The 14,691-nt window shown below is 43.4% G+C and carries 15 protein-coding genes; 1 reads left to right on the forward strand and 14 read right to left on the reverse strand.

What is annotated here, in order from left to right; translation table 11 throughout:
- Positions 1–6: 6 nt before the first annotated feature.
- From AC1DVJ_RS08825 to AC1DVJ_RS08850, 6 genes are all read right to left on the reverse strand, one after another.
- Positions 7–882, reverse strand: coding sequence for a carbohydrate ABC transporter permease (locus AC1DVJ_RS08825; RefSeq protein ID WP_477589982.1), 876 nt, complete (start codon positions 880–882; stop codon positions 7–9).
- A gap of 14 nt (positions 883–896) precedes the next feature.
- On the reverse strand, positions 897–1,805 hold the full coding sequence (locus tag AC1DVJ_RS08830) for an ABC transporter permease (RefSeq protein ID WP_477589983.1): 909 nt from the start codon (positions 1,803–1,805) through the stop codon (positions 897–899).
- Between the two features lie 216 nt (positions 1,806–2,021).
- On the reverse strand, positions 2,022–4,364 hold the full coding sequence (locus tag AC1DVJ_RS08835) for a helix-turn-helix domain-containing protein (protein WP_477590108.1): 2,343 nt from the start codon (positions 4,362–4,364) through the stop codon (positions 2,022–2,024).
- 220 nt (positions 4,365–4,584) lie between these two features.
- Complete coding sequence (locus AC1DVJ_RS08840; protein ID WP_477589984.1) at positions 4,585–5,697, reverse strand: PAS domain-containing sensor histidine kinase; 1,113 nt, start codon at positions 5,695–5,697, stop codon at positions 4,585–4,587.
- A complete protein-coding gene (locus tag AC1DVJ_RS08845) occupies positions 5,690–6,343 on the reverse strand; it encodes a response regulator (RefSeq protein WP_477589986.1) in 654 nt (217 codons plus the stop codon). Before AC1DVJ_RS08845 ends, AC1DVJ_RS08840 begins: the two co-directional genes overlap by 8 nt.
- A gap of 85 nt (positions 6,344–6,428) precedes the next feature.
- Positions 6,429–6,875 carry a GAF domain-containing protein gene (locus AC1DVJ_RS08850; protein ID WP_477589987.1) on the reverse strand — a complete coding sequence of 149 codons (447 nt, stop codon included), beginning with the start codon at positions 6,873–6,875 and terminating at the stop codon, positions 6,429–6,431.
- Positions 6,876–7,197: 322 nt separating this feature from the next.
- Between AC1DVJ_RS08850 and AC1DVJ_RS08855 the strand changes: the two genes are divergently transcribed.
- Entirely contained in the window at positions 7,198–7,920 is a 723-nt protein-coding gene (locus AC1DVJ_RS08855; protein ID WP_477590110.1) for a Crp/Fnr family transcriptional regulator, read from the forward strand.
- 14 nt (positions 7,921–7,934) lie between these two features.
- Here AC1DVJ_RS08855 and AC1DVJ_RS08860 read toward each other — a convergent pair whose 3' ends face one another.
- Genes AC1DVJ_RS08860 through AC1DVJ_RS08895 form a run of 8 tightly spaced genes read right to left on the reverse strand, consistent with a single transcriptional unit; the run spans position 7,935 to position 14,567 of the window.
- Positions 7,935–8,225, reverse strand: coding sequence for a hypothetical protein (locus tag AC1DVJ_RS08860; RefSeq protein WP_477589988.1), 291 nt, complete (start codon positions 8,223–8,225; stop codon positions 7,935–7,937).
- Positions 8,222–8,563, reverse strand: a complete 342-nt coding sequence (locus tag AC1DVJ_RS08865) for a hypothetical protein (protein WP_477589990.1) — start codon at positions 8,561–8,563, stop codon at positions 8,222–8,224. Before AC1DVJ_RS08865 ends, AC1DVJ_RS08860 begins: the two co-directional genes overlap by 4 nt.
- Before the next feature lie 15 nt (positions 8,564–8,578).
- Entirely contained in the window at positions 8,579–10,084 is a 1,506-nt protein-coding gene (locus AC1DVJ_RS08870; RefSeq protein WP_477589991.1) for an MFS transporter, read from the reverse strand.
- Entirely contained in the window at positions 10,081–10,269 is a 189-nt protein-coding gene (locus tag AC1DVJ_RS08875; protein WP_477589992.1) for a hypothetical protein, read from the reverse strand. The genes AC1DVJ_RS08870 and AC1DVJ_RS08875 overlap by 4 nt, the downstream gene beginning before the upstream one ends.
- Entirely contained in the window at positions 10,259–10,783 is a 525-nt protein-coding gene (locus AC1DVJ_RS08880) for a Rieske 2Fe-2S domain-containing protein (RefSeq protein WP_477589994.1), read from the reverse strand. Before AC1DVJ_RS08880 ends, AC1DVJ_RS08875 begins: the two co-directional genes overlap by 11 nt.
- Positions 10,784–10,808: 25 nt before the next feature.
- On the reverse strand, positions 10,809–11,372 hold the full coding sequence (locus AC1DVJ_RS08885; RefSeq protein WP_477589996.1) for a 4Fe-4S dicluster domain-containing protein: 564 nt from the start codon (positions 11,370–11,372) through the stop codon (positions 10,809–10,811).
- Entirely contained in the window at positions 11,369–13,540 is a 2,172-nt protein-coding gene (locus AC1DVJ_RS08890; RefSeq protein WP_477589998.1) for a molybdopterin oxidoreductase family protein, read from the reverse strand. Before AC1DVJ_RS08890 ends, AC1DVJ_RS08885 begins: the two co-directional genes overlap by 4 nt.
- Entirely contained in the window at positions 13,527–14,567 is a 1,041-nt protein-coding gene (locus AC1DVJ_RS08895; RefSeq protein WP_477589999.1) for a hypothetical protein, read from the reverse strand. The genes AC1DVJ_RS08890 and AC1DVJ_RS08895 overlap by 14 nt, the downstream gene beginning before the upstream one ends.
- Positions 14,568–14,691 lie beyond the last annotated feature (124 nt).

Raw genomic sequence — 14,691 nt, forward strand, 5'->3', positions numbered from 1 at the left:
ACATTATTATCCTTTTATCGAACCAACAGTTATACCTTTCTCAAAGTACTTCTGGAAGAACGGGAAAACAAATAGCATCGGACCTGCAGCTAATACAGCAAGTGCCATTCTTACCGACAACTCTGGCAATGACACTTTGTTAATCATCCACGGTGGAACAAAAGCACTCTTCAGAAAATCCATGTTAGACTGAATTTTAAACAGCATATACTGTAAAGAAATGATTTCCGTATTGTTCTGAATAAACATCAAGCTTAAGTAGTAATCATTCCAGTACTGTAGCAGGTAGAACAATCCCACTGTAGCAAGACCCGGCTTGGATATCGGTAGAACAATTCTCAGAAATATTCCCAATTCGCTTGATCCATCTATTTTCGCAGATTCAATAATTGCAGATGAGATGTTCGTGAAGAACCCTTTCATAAGCATGACAAACCATGCACTTACCAAATACGGAACAATTAAGGCGAATATGGTATCCTTCATGTGCAATTGATTGACCACTAAGATGTACCACGGAATCAACCCGCCGCTAATCAGCATTGTGAAAAATACATAAAATGATGTTTTATTCGCATATGCATAGTCTTTCCTCGACATGGCGAAAGCCAACATTGAAGTAATTAACAGTCCAACTACCGTACCCATAATCGAAACGAATATTGTAACCAGATATGATGTGAATAGTTGACCTGGGTTCTGCAATATAAAGCGATATGCTGCCAAATCAATATGCTGTGGAATAAACGTATATCCGTTTTTTAGAATATCCATATCATTCGATATCGATATTGAAAATACAAGGATGATCGGAGCTATACATACAATGCATACAACCGCCATCACAATGTGAATCATCGTATTGAAGAGACTAAACCGCACCCGTTCTCCCCCCTTTAAAATAATGCATTTTCTCTGTCATATTTTTTAACAACCCAGTTAGCAACAATAACAAGGATAAACCCGACGAAAGACTGGTAAGCGCTCGCTGCAGAAGACATCCCAAAATCACCAACACCTTTTAAGGAGCGATAGACGTAAGTATCAATAACGTCAGTTGTTGAATACAGCAAGGATGAATCACGAGTCAAGTTGTAGAAAAGATCAAAGTTTCCATAAAATATTTTTCCGATTTGGAGTAACAACAGCATCGTAATCAGCGGCTTTAACATCGGAATGGATATATGCTTGATCTTTTGTAGCTTGCTTGCTCCATCAATGTCAGCTGCATCGAATAGTTCGCTATCGATTCCTAATAAACCCGTGTAATAAATAATCGTGAAATAACCTAAGTTCTTCCATGTATTAGCACTTACAAGCAATGACGGCCAATAGGAAGGTTCGTTATACCATAAGACCGGATCAATATGCATTTTTTGGAGCATCCCATTGATAAATCCATGATTCATATCCAGAAAAGCAAGAAACACATAACTAACGACCACCCATGATAAAAAGAAAGGAAAAAACATGATCGTCTGATACAACTTCACAAACTTACGTGACACTTCATACAACATCAAGGCAAACAAGACAGAGAACACGAGTAACACAACAATGAATAGTGCATTGAGAAGTACCGTATTTCGTGTAATCCGCAGTGCATCTTCGCTTGAAAAAAGAAAATGGAAGTTTTTGAATCCTACCCATGGGCTCTTCCAGAAGCCTAAATCGAAATTGTAATCTTTAAATGGAAGCACCAGACCATATAAAGGGATGTAACAGAAAATGAATAAAAATATCATGCCGGGTAACGTCAATAGTAACAATTCGTAGTTTTTGCGGAATGTACGCAATGCCTTCATTTTATCCTCCTACCTTCTATTTTGTGTGATGGTTCCTTCATTGCTGATGCCATTACTATATCCTGATCGCTCTCCACGAATAAACTGGCAAAAGTGTAGATTTCCCTGCAATTTAGCGAATCAAGGGGCTATCAATTTTACGATTTCCTAACAAATTGCAAAAAAATACGGATAACCGATGCATTACGCACCCGATTATCCGTATTTTCCCATTAACTAATTCTCTTTTATCGCCTTCATCAGTACATATTCTTTTGGGGTACTTCCATATTTCTTTTTGAAAAGTCGATAGAAACTCGTTTCATTTGGAATCCCGACCTTCTCCATGACCTGTGACACCGTCAATTGGGATGTCTCTAACAATTCTTTAGCGCATTGGATTCGTACATCGTTAATATAGGATGCTACCGACATGCCCATTTGGCCCTTAAATATTTGCCCTACATAGGCTGGTGACATTTTGTAAATCGCACCTAATTTTTGAAGCGAAAGATCAGGAGCAGAATAATTCTTTTCAATCGTATCCTTGATGGCTTCTACAATAGCCATATGTTTCTGGTGACTTTGATATTTCTCGGTGCTTAAAAACCGACGTAGCAAGTCCTTCAATTCATCGAATATTTCATCTATGGTTTCTAGCGTCATGACGCTGCCGTAAATCTCATTAAAATCGATGACAGGTTGGTTGCTGTTGCTGTTGGTGTCGTTAATTTCAAATACGGTCGCCATGATTGTTCTTATTAATTGCATAATCGAGAAAGGAATGTGACTGCCAGCTTGTTGGGATATTTCTTTTAGAATAGCAAATATCGTATCCTCGGCTGCATTTACGTTTAGAGACTTCATTTCGTCAACTAGCTTTTTTTCCAGATTAACTGAGTAATGAAGTTCCTTAACTCGATTTTGTTCTTCGATCATATCCAATGTGATAATTGCACTTTTACCGAATACATACCGATAGTTGGCATTATTCAGAGCAACATTATAGCTTTGTGATAAATGATTAACTTTGTCCACAGCAATACCTATAGATACAGTTAACGACAAACCTAAATATGTAGAGATATTATTCTGTAATTCTGACAAGCAATCATAGAGCTTCTGGTAAATTCCTTCATTATCTTGAATTTCTGATTGAATGATTATCGCGAAATGATCCCGTTTCATATCCAATGATTCATTGATAAATGTTTTCGATACGGTTTCGGACGCTATATTGGCAATGGAGTATTTATAAAGCTCGACATCTTTAGCCGTACTATTTTCTTTAAAAAATTGATAATTATCAATTTTCATAACACAAACGATAAACATTCCATCTGTACTTAACAGTAGCTGACTAAGTTCATTTAAACTAAGTAACTCGTTTTCTTGCATAGCCACGCTGTCTATTAACAGATTTCTTAGATAATAATTTTTCAAATGATTGACATTCTCATTTTCTTTGCTTTGGGCTGTTTGAACGAGTTCAACGATATTTGTATACGTTTGGTTTAGGAAGCCAATCTCATCATGATGAATGGTAGAATCATGTTCATTTGAACCAAATCTTCCAGCACTCATCCTCTGCACTAAATTGCCAATTGGCTTATAGATCCGTCTCGATAACGCAAACGATATAAGTATACTTAGTGCTAGGAAAATGATAGTCATAATCAGAATACTTAATTGGATCTTATCCATATATCTTAATACGTCTGTGAGTGGTTGCGTTTTTATCAAAACCCAATCCGCGCCTTCAATGTACATATAGGTGATAAAATAATTTTCTCCAAGAATCTTGTCAATCATATACCCATATTGTTGGCCCTGTTTAATATTTTCATCGATTTTGGTCGCAAATAGTTGTTTCACAGGCYCCTGCATACGATTTGTACTCAAACCACTGTTCATAATCTGTCGTTTGTCGCTTAGTAAAAATAAGTCCCCTTTCGTATCCGTGGCATTAATGGTTTTGATATTGTTAATAACCAAATCCGCATTTACATTTACAAACACAGCCCCGTCATATACCCCGTTCACGCTGGGAGTCTTATACATGGCATAAGTAAATACCTCATCTGTTTTATCATACATTTGCATTTTCCTCGAAATAGGTTGCAAAATAGGAAACTGCTTATAGGAATTGATTGTTTCCTTCAGTTCTTCATCTTGGTAAAAAATGCTTTTGTAGGTCGATAAAAAAGTTTTAGCCTGATTGTTGTATATATAGATGGAATGAATAAGTGGATTGTTGTTAATAACGGATGAAGTCATTTTATTTAAGGTAAGATTCAAATCAAAAATATTGCTGTCTGCCTCTTTCACATGCAACAAATAATCCGCATCTGCACTAAAATAAATCGAGGAAATCAAATGTCTGACAGTCTCATTCATATAGGTAATATTGTATTTCATTTGATAAAGCGTTTGCTTATTCAATTCGTAGTTATTTTCAACAACATTTTTTTTAACATTATAATAAATAGTTGCCGAGAAACCGATTACAAGAAAACATATGGCTGCAGTAATCCATAAGTAAATGCCGTTAAAAAACTTCTTCTTTTGAAATGATTTCATTTTCACAAGATTACCCACCCTAAGTTGTAATTTTCATTTATTATAATGCTAGTCTGACGATATCCACAAGGAATAAGATGATAATATTATAACGATTAAACAACATTTATACTCGAAGCGCCAGATGTGAATGTTTCCCCTGAGATGGAAATTCAAAAAGGACATGCCCCCCTTACATACAAGGGGACACATCCTTTTATTTCACTGAACCAATATACGATTATTTCACAGGAACCATCAACGTCACCGCGGTCCCTTCTCCCACGACGGAGTCAATCGTAACTTTTCCGCCAATACTCTTCGCTCTTTCTTCCATGCTAAAAAGACCTACTCCTTTAGCACTGCTGTTTCTGGCAAAGCCTTTTCCTCTATCCGCTATTCGGACTTCGACAAACCCGTCCACCTCTTTAACGATAACACTTGCCTCGGATACACCCGCATACTTAGCAATATTCGTAAGAGCTTCTTGTATCACACGGTATATGGTTGTTTCTTCAAGTGCTCCAAGCCGTCTGCGCAACTGGCTATTCAGCTCTACTCGTATGCCGTGGTGATCCGTAAAATTCTCAATATACGTACGAATAGCAGGTATGACGCCTAGATCATCCAAAACGGAAGGACGGATTTGCCAAGCGAGACTTCGCACTTCTTCGATAATTCCGGTTACATTGTGCCGAAGTCGCGTCAGTTCCGACTGATCCGTCTCCCCTTCCCCAATCAATCGATCCATCTGGATCAATAAAGAAAATAAGCTTTGCCCGATCCCATCATGCAGCTCGCGGGAAAACTTTCTACGTTCTTCCTCTTGAATTTGCATCACCTGCGACATCATCAGCTGGAGTTCTTCCTCCACCCGCTTTAGCTCCGTTACTTCATTTCGAATCGCCAGATACTGATGAGTTTGTCCCTGCTCATCCACGAATGGCACGATGGTTGTGTCTACCCAGTAGAAGCTGCCGTCTTTGGCTTTATTTTTAATCTCGCCACGCCACACTTGCCCTGAGGAAATCGTTCGCCATAAGTCGGACATAAAGTCTTTCCCATGATAACCGGAATTAATAATCCTATGGTCTAGACCGAGAAGTTCATTTCGAGGGTACTTGGAAATTTCACAAAATTTATCATTCACATACTGAATTTTCCCTTTATGGTCCGTAACCGCTACAATCGATGATTCATCAAGGGCAAATTTAACATTGGATAATTGTTTAAGCGACTGTCTCAAATCCTGTTGAAACATCGAGTCAGAGATATGCTCATCAAGACGACTTAATAATTCCGCTACATTTTCGCCGATGACTTCCGGATATTCCCGGTTCAAATCCTTACTCAAAGTTCAACAGTCCTTTCTTCACCGCATATTTCACTAATTCCGGCCTTGTCTTCAGACCTAGTTTCTCCATGACGTTGCTTTTATGTGACTCCACGGTTTTGACGCTGATAATCAATTGTTCCGCGATTTCTTTATTGGAGAATCCTTTGGCGATTAAGCCCAGAACTTCCCGTTCACGCTCCGAAAGGGATTCGAAAGTGTCGACATTTTCGCCTTGCTTCAACCGTTCTATATATTCATTCATGAGCCGCTTCGTGGCCGTTGGATATAGATAGGCATTCCCCGCTGCAACGGAGCGGATCGCCGTCAATAACTCCTCGTGCGGTGCACTTTTTAAAATGTATCCAGAAGCGCCAACGTGAATGGCTCTAAATAAGTATTCATCATCGTCATGCATCGTTAATATTAGAATGGCTAAGTCAGGCATTAAACGCCGCAGTTCCGTCGTCGCAGTAAGGCCATCCATGCCAGCAGGCATGTTCAGGTCCATCAAGACCACGTCCGGCTTCAGTAATTGGGCCGCTTGTATCCCCTCTTCGCCGTCAGCAGCTTCCCCGATGACCTCCATATTATGCTTGCCATGGAGCAGCATCATTAACCCCGATCGCACTACGGCGTGATCATCCACTACTAGAATCTTCAGCATTCCCATCCCCTTTTCACCACTAATGCAGCCTTACTCTATCCTATTCTCATGATACCACAAAATAAATGAATCCCAGTAAAGGAACTCATTTAGCGGTGAAGAGATACGACGCCAATGTGTCGATGTTATATTGGACCGCTAGCAATTCGTCGTGTTCAAATCTGGTTTGTTCGCGTTTACCGATGAAAAGCAACCCCTTGATCAGTGAGCTAGCGTTAGGCACGAGCGGAAATACAGCGGCCGTCTGCAATTGCTCGGCAAGCATGAGCGGACAATTGAGTCTTTCTTGATGACGCTTAGGATGGGTGTCATCGAGCTTAACCCATCTGCCTAAACGAAGAACAGAGCCAGCTAATCCCTGACCTTTTTTGATCACCATTTGTTGATAACGATCATTACTATTGCCTATGACATATTTCCAACGGTTACGCCCGGCATGCTCGTGAAGAGGTGCCAATGCCATGAAATCGCATGACGTCAAGCTTCGCAATTGTTCTAGTTTTTCTAACATGGTTGCATCGTCTATCGCCATTTCGGCCACCTCCGTTTCGACGCAGCAGTGCATAATCATCTTACTTATCATTGTAGATGTTTCTAAGCTTCTTGTAAGTCAGGGAAAACCCTGATTTACCTATCAGGAAATTATGCGATTTCACCGCTCTTTTACCTTAGTAAATCATCAGAGGAGTAAGGAATCGTACTGTGATTTTTCTCACAGAAGATGGGGAGTTTTTCCTTCAAAGATCAGCAGAACCCCCGATAACCAAAATCAACCAAAGACGTTATGATGAAGATAATAAAGAACCGTTGAGGAGCTGGTCCCCATGGCCATAAACCATAAAGTGAAAGAAGAAATGAAAGCTTGCCATCGAACAGGAACGAAAGCACCAATAGGTATTATGAATTTCTTTTCAGAAGATAATTTCGAAAGACTGCAAAGCATCATGTATCGGAAGCAAGCTGCAAAAGGGGATTTCTTGTTCAGGGAAGGCGATCTCGCCGATCGATTGTATTACGTCATCCATGGCGGTGTACGGATCACCAAATTATCTGAATCGGGTAAAAGCTTCATTCTGTATCTGCATCAGACAGGTGATTTATTCGGTCAAATGGACCCCTTTCAGAACTCTTTGCAGAGCTTCAGCGCCGAAGTGACAGAGGATTGTGAAATTGGTGTGATTCAGCGTAAAGACCTCGAGGTCCTGCTATGGCAGCACGGGGACCTCGCCATTGAATTTATGAAATGGATGGGGCTTATGCACCGCATGACAGAAACCAAATTTCGCGATTTAATGATGTATGGTAAGCCAGGGGCGCTCTGTTCATTATTAATCAGATTAAGTAATTCATATGGCGTACCCAACGGTGAACATATCCACATTAACTACAAGATTAACAATTCCGAAATGGCCGATATGATAGGGGCAACAAGGGAAAGCGTCAACCGCATGTTAAGCGATATGAAGAAGGAAGACGCTGTTGAGTTTGATCATGGGCAAATTATTATTAAAAATGTGACGTACCTCCGCGATATCTGCCACTGCGAGAACTGCCCCGTAGAAATATGCCGCATGTAAGTACAGTCGGCGTTCTATGAACCGAAATGGACTTTGTACACCAATTGCGCCGCAATGTCAGATGATCGGAGAACCGTACCCTGCGCTGTACTCTCTAAACTCATATGCTCCACTCCCCTTAGGGGGATCGCCAGAAACTGATGTTCACTCATATACAATTGCATGTAATCCTGCTCTTCGGAAATGCGTATCTTCTCAAGCTTCATTTTCTTGGGCGGGGCTACAGGGTCGAGTCCTGCCTGATCCTCGATATGGACTTCAATCTGAGTGCCAAGCCACTGTGATAATGTTTCTTCCCATTTCATACATGTGCCTCCCTTTTTAAAGCGCAGCAGCCCGCATCTGCTTTGGGCGATACCTTCACCTGATACCCTTGGAGATGATTCCAGCAGTTGTGTTCTTCAGGCAAAGCGCTCGCCGCGTACGCTTCTATATAACTCAGAACTTCCTCTTCGCTTTCCCAAATCGCCAATCCCTTGACTTCGGCAACAGCAATATCAAGCCCCTCTTGCTCGCGCAGATCCACATACCAAGTACCTTTTCCTGCAAAAAGCTCATTCAATTGCTGCTCGATGATCGTGTGGAAGGGAGACTGCGCATGTTCACGAATAAAGCATAGATCCAAAGCAAATTCACTCGGCATATCACATCATCCCTCCTACTTCGCACTTTTTAATTTAGTGATATCGCTAAACATCCCCGAATAATAGACAATATCTCCGGCATCATTCTTAACTGCGCTAATTGTTAGCCATTCTAAATACACATCGCCATTCTTTTTACGATTCCATATCTCACCCTGCCAGAAACCGTGACCACGAATTTGTTCCCACATTGTATCGTAGAAAGCGCGATCCTGTTTACCTGATTTCAAAATGCTAGGCGTCAGCCCCATGACTTCTTTGGCCTCATAACCAGTCAGCCCCGTAAAGGCCGCATTCACCGAATGAATCTTCCCAGTCGTATCCGTCACCATGATACCTTCAACTGTATTTTCAATAATTCGAGCGGATAACCCTAATTTCTCATTATAAAACATCCAAAAGATAAGAATTAAGCTGGCCAAGGCCACCTGAGATAAGGCCATGAATCCTATCGCGTAATGACCTGTCAGCTTGAAGAGGAAGGTAAGCAGCAGCGGCGGGAAAAATCCACCCAAACCACCCATAGCGGAAATGATCCCATTCGCAATCCCTGCTTGCTTGATGAAATACATCGGAACTAATTTGAAAATGGTACCATTACCCGTTCCAGCACAAGCGGCAATCGTTAAACAACCGACCGTGTACCACGTCATCGACGGAGCAAAGGATAGTAAAATACCAGAAACCGTTAACCCAGCAAACACAACCATGAGAATTTTGAAAGGGTTAAACTTATCCCCAAGGTAGCCCCCGATCGGCCTCATCGCTGTAGCCAGGATAATAAATCCGCCCGTGCGCATACCGGCATCTACTTTCGATAGATGAAAGCTGCTGACCATGAAATTCGGTAAATACACCGTAAATGCCACAAAAGAACCGAAAGTAAGAAAGTAGAACAAGCACAATAACCATAGCTTGGAATTTCCGGCAACGCCTTTTATTTGCTCAATCAGGGAGGTCCGTACAGAAGGCTCTTTGCGATCCCCGGCAATGAAGTTCAATCCTGCCATAACGATTAGTAAAATGCTGTAGAGCATGACCGTTTTGGACCAACCGATTTGATTTGCTATGACAGGTGCGCCAAAGGTGGAAAGTGCTGTTCCGAGATTCCCGATCCCATAGATACCGTTCACGAAGCCATGACGTTCTTTAGGATAATATTTAGGCAAGGAGGTCACTCCCACTGAGAATACAGCTCCGCCAATACCCAAGAAGAATCCGCCAATGATCAAATCTCCGAAGGAATTTGCTTGGCTGACCCAATACACAGGCGCAAGCAGTAAAATGAAAGATATAGCAAACAGCTTTCTTGCCCCGTAACGATTCGTCCAGAACCCCACAGGCACCCGCATGATGGAGCCGAATAGGATCGGAATAGCCGTTACCATCGTTAGCTGTGAAGGAGTTAGCTTGATCGTCTCTTTAATAAACGGCATTAACGAAGAGAGGATAACCCATACACTGAAACCTAGAACGAGACTGATGGTTTGAAGCGGCAGTTGTATTTTTTTGATAGTCATTCGACATCACGCTCCCGACGATAGATCATAATGGCAGTAGGGAATAACAATATATTCAACACGGCATAGATAACAACCGAACGATAATGGTCGAAGTAGTACGCATTCACGGCCTTTTGAGTAAACACGATACAGAGAAACAAGATGATACATAATAAAATAATGCCGACATAGCTACGCTTCATATCGCTTCACTCCTGTCGCATAAATCGCACCTTGCTCCTGCCTCAGAAGAACTTCTGGCAGTGGTCGCTTCGGTGGTCCAGCTGTTGGTGACCCGGTTCTGGCATCGAATATGCCATGGTGGCAAGGACAGATCATTTCATCCTTCTCTTTACTCCAAAATACGGGACATTTGAGGTGCGTACACGCATTTTGATAAGCTTTGTACTCGTTCTCTCCAAGGCGAATCAGAAGCGCAGAATCGTGCTCGCCTGGATAAGCGAACTCTACGGCATCTCCGACCTTCAGCGAGCTGATGTCTGTAATTTTGAGCTGTGGATAGGACTTTTTCGATAGTCCCGTCAGTTCCTTGGCCGCGAGTGCTCCCCACGGCAGCGTGGATACAGCAAACACGCCTGCTGCACCGACCAGCGTCTTCATGAAGCCTCGCCGATCCAATTTTCTCTCATCATTTTTTCTTATATTGTGCGTATAGTTATCTTCCTTAAAAGGACTATGGTTATTGTCCTGCTTCATAAAGCCCCACCCCATCACAAGCAGATTAGAACAACTTTTGTTTGCCCTGCAGAATACCTGGGAGAGAGATCTTCACATTCGTCTCTCCTTCTAATGGATCCCATGGCTCATGACTTGCCGTCCATTTCCCCAGCTTATGCTGGGCTTTCTTCTCAGCTAACTCATTCTCAGTCAACCATTGTAACGTATTCGTAGGACAAACCGATGCACACATCGGAGGGATGCCTTCTTTGGTCCGATCGTAGCAAAGATCACACTTGTACATCAGATTCTGCTCTTCATCAAATTTAGGGATGCCGTATGGACAGGCAATGGTACAATTCTGACAGCCAATACATTTTTCAACCAATGCCGAAAGCACTGCACCTTCTTCTGTGATCTGGATGGCCTGAGCTGGACAGCTTCTGGCGCAAGCTGGATTCACACAGTGCAGACACATCAAGGGAATCGTTTGGCGGGAAACCAATGGATTAACGTCGTACACATAATTGCGATTTCGTTCATCGTGACCCCCGCATTGTGTACATGCAGCCAAACAGCTTCGGCAGCCGATGCAATTATCCATTTCAATATATAAATGATGCTTCATCGGATACTCATCCCCTCTGGCTGCTTGGCGACCTGCGCTGCGCAAACCTTAAACTCCGGCATGCGTGACATCGGGTCAAGTGCCGCTATAGTAAGCAGATTAATCGACTGCTCATGCCCGAAATGATAAGGAACGAATACCGTATCCTTACGAATCGCTTCGATGATTTTCACTTTATACATGGCTTCCCCGCGACGTGTAAACAATCGGATGACTTCGTCATGTGCGATGTTGTAGCGCTCCGCTGTTTCCGGATGGATTTCAACGTAAGGCTCCGGACACATGTCTCGCAGGAAAGGAATTCTTCTCGTTTGATTCCCCGATAAGTAATGATAGACAACCCGGCCTGTCGTAAGACGAAGCGGATATTGTTCGCACGGTTCTTCAGCAGGCGGTCTATAGGGCAGCGCGCATAACTTCGCTCTTCCGTCCGCATGGTAGAACTTGTGATCCAGGAACATATGCGGTGTACCTGGGTCAGCTTCATCACGGCAAGGCCAGAACACGCCGTCCTGCTTATCAATCTTTTCCCACGTAGCTCCGTAGTAGTCCGCATAGCCGCCTTTGGAGGCTAGACGGAATTCGTCCGCGACATCTCTAGCTGTCTTTAGATGCCCGAAATACTGACCTCTGCCAAGTCGCTCCGCAAGCTCTACTTCGATCAGCCAATCCGGCTTCGATTCGCCAATCGGCTCTTGCGCTTTATTAATCTTGATGATGCGCCCTTCCAGATTCGTCACCGTGCCTTCATCTTCTGCCCAAGTGACCGATGGCAGGACGACATCGGCGAATTCGGCCGATTCTGACAAATAAATGTCGGCACAGACCATGAAATCAAGACCCTTGAGGGCGGCGCGGACGAAGTTAAGATTAGGTGCGGATACAGCTGGATTGGAGCAAAGTAAATATAAACCGCGAATTGTTTTATCTTGCATAAGCTCAAACATTTCATATGCCGAGACACCTGGCTGCGGCATCTCTTCCGGCTTGATTCCCCACACCTTGCACACTTCTTCGACATGCTTCGGATTCGTAATTTTGCGGTAGCCTGGAAGCGCATCAGCTTTCTGTCCGTGCTCTCTTCCGCCTTGACCATTGCCTTGTCCGGTAAAGGTGGCTACGCCCGACTTGGGACGGCCGATCTTCCCCGTCACCAAGCACATATTCGTGTAGGCTGATACGTTATCAGACCCTTTAATTTGTTGTTCAATACCGCGAGCGAACATCACGATGGCATTCGGTGCTTTGCCGTAAATTTCAGCGGCTCGGATCAATTTCTCAGGAGCAACGCCAGTTATTTCACTCGTGTACTCAGGTGTGAATTCCTTCACTACCTCTTTCATTTCTTCGAAGCCGTTGGTGTGATTCGCTATAAATTCGGCATCGATGTGTCCATTTTGAATGAGAAGGTTAATCATGCAATTGGCAAGCGCCAAGTCCGTTCCAGGACGTAGATCCAGATGGATATCCGCCCGCCTAGCGATAGGCGTTTCCCGGGGATCGGCTACGATCAAATAGCCTCCGCGATTCTGTACTTCCCAGATACGGAACATCGAAGTTGGGTGGCACTCGGCTGTATTGCTGCCGGCTATGAATAAGCAATCCGTCTCATGCAGATCGGTCCAAGGTAACGTAGAGCCCCGATCTACGCCAAAGCTGCGAAGGAAACCCGCGGCGGCGCTTGACATACAGAATCGTCCATTGTAATCAATATAACGTGTTTGCAGGGCGACTCTGGCGAATTTCCCTGTCAGATAGCATTTCTCATTCGTCATCGACACACCGCTGAATACAGAAAGCGAATCTTTACCGAAATCCCCCTGCAGCTCTTGGAATCGTTTCACGATCAAGGCGTAAGCCTCTTCCCAGCTGGCTTCGCGGAAGCCTTCCTTCGTTCCTTTGAGCGATGCATCATCACGGATTAAGGGGCGCAGCAGACGATCATTGTGATTGGTTTGCTGATAGGCTGTTACCCCTTTGGGGCACATCTTCCCTAGCGTAACAGGCCAATCATAGCGAGGCTCGACGCCGATAATCGTATTGGAAGAAGTATCCACCCGCAAATTCATCCCGCATTGCATGCCGCAGTAAGAACAATGGGTTTTCACCAGTTTTTCATTCGGGTGTGTTTTGTTGGCGATAACTTTAAAGAATTTATCCTTTGGCATTCTGGTTGGCCTCCTTCACACGAATCTGGTGAGTTGGTATCCCTGTAAATCGGGACATTCTGTATTTCCGACGGCATGGCAGGCAAAGCTCTGCGAGGTGGAAGCCTTCCTCTGTCTTGAATTCAATTTCGTTCGTTTTCAGCACAGCAATGACATCATTGGACTGCTCGACAGACACGAAGCCTGTTCCGCAAACCTTACAGCTCTTGGTCGCTTGCTCTGCGTAATGTTCTCTATAATTCCGAGCCAGCACGCTCATTGGACGAAATGGAATGTGAGCAAGTTTACCGAAAGGGATATAAATCAGCGTCACGATAACGGACCATTGGTGGACTAAGGTAACAACCGGATGTCCATAACCGTGAAGGACTATATTACAGAACGTGAGCAGTAATCCAGTCAAGCTTACGAATAGCAGCATATATAACGGAAGAAAATCATAGACAAAGGTTTGTTCGGCACGGGCCTGCATATTCTTAAGCCTGCGATATAAGGCCATGCACACACCGCCGATGACCATGAAGGCTGTTATATTCAGCGCATTGTAGAACAGGAATCCGAGAAGGCCGTCTGCTTTAATCTTCATCAGATCGATCCCGAAGCCAACTACCGTATAGAATCCGTTCTCGGCCATCGTAAAGTACATCCAACCGAACACGAGCGGGAACGTAACGAAGGCGGATAAAATGCAGCCCCAACCAAGGAGAACGTGCTGTGTCCAACGATACCATCCACGGTTCCAGATAAAACGGTACGTAAGTAGATGTTCGGTTGTTGTCTTTGGCGTACTCTTTCGAAATAGCAGCTTTAACCCTTTTTTCAAAATAATCTTCGTAGGCGGACGCTCACCCCAGGCAATAAAGCGATAGAAGAACCCGCAAATGAAAACTACCGTACCTACCATATAGCCATATAAAGCTAAATCAATATGTGTAAACATCCTCGAACCGATTCCCATAAGAACAAATAAACCGCTAACGACGAGAAAGACACATTTTGCGAATTTGGAAGCAAACGCTCGATCCATGACTATCATTGCCCCTTCACTTGTGATTCTTATAGTTGTATTAAAGCATGAGCCAGCCCTCCAACACTGTGAGAAAAATCACTATGTACCCATTCCCTGGAAATTTTTTATTGCCATAATTTCG

The sequence above is a fragment of the Paenibacillus sp. P4_A9 genome (assembly GCF_056402415.1).

Bases quoted from the DNA above. Each gene is read 5' to 3' on its own strand.
- AC1DVJ_RS08830 (WP_477589983.1), bottom strand. From the start codon at position 1,805: ATGAAGGCATTGCGTACATTCCGCAAAAACTACGAATTGTTACTATTG.
- AC1DVJ_RS08845 (WP_477589986.1), bottom strand. From the start codon at position 6,343: ATGCTGAAGATTCTAGTAGTGGATGATCACGCCGTAGTGCGATCGGGG.
- AC1DVJ_RS08850 (WP_477589987.1), bottom strand. From the start codon at position 6,875: ATGGCGATAGACGATGCAACCATGTTAGAAAAACTAGAACAATTGCGA.
- AC1DVJ_RS08855 (WP_477590110.1), top strand. From the start codon at position 7,198: ATGAAAGCTTGCCATCGAACAGGAACGAAAGCACCAATAGGTATTATG.
- AC1DVJ_RS08860 (WP_477589988.1), bottom strand. From the start codon at position 8,225: ATGAAATGGGAAGAAACATTATCACAGTGGCTTGGCACTCAGATTGAA.
- AC1DVJ_RS08865 (WP_477589990.1), bottom strand. From the start codon at position 8,563: ATGCCGAGTGAATTTGCTTTGGATCTATGCTTTATTCGTGAACATGCG.
- AC1DVJ_RS08870 (WP_477589991.1), bottom strand. From the start codon at position 10,084: ATGACTATCAAAAAAATACAACTGCCGCTTCAAACCATCAGTCTCGTT.
- AC1DVJ_RS08875 (WP_477589992.1), bottom strand. From the start codon at position 10,269: ATGAAGCGTAGCTATGTCGGCATTATTTTATTATGTATCATCTTGTTT.
- AC1DVJ_RS08880 (WP_477589994.1), bottom strand. From the start codon at position 10,783: ATGAAGCAGGACAATAACCATAGTCCTTTTAAGGAAGATAACTATACG.
- AC1DVJ_RS08885 (WP_477589996.1), bottom strand. From the start codon at position 11,372: ATGAAGCATCATTTATATATTGAAATGGATAATTGCATCGGCTGCCGA.
- AC1DVJ_RS08890 (WP_477589998.1), bottom strand. From the start codon at position 13,540: ATGCCAAAGGATAAATTCTTTAAAGTTATCGCCAACAAAACACACCCG.
- AC1DVJ_RS08895 (WP_477589999.1), bottom strand. From the start codon at position 14,567: ATGGATCGAGCGTTTGCTTCCAAATTCGCAAAATGTGTCTTTCTCGTC.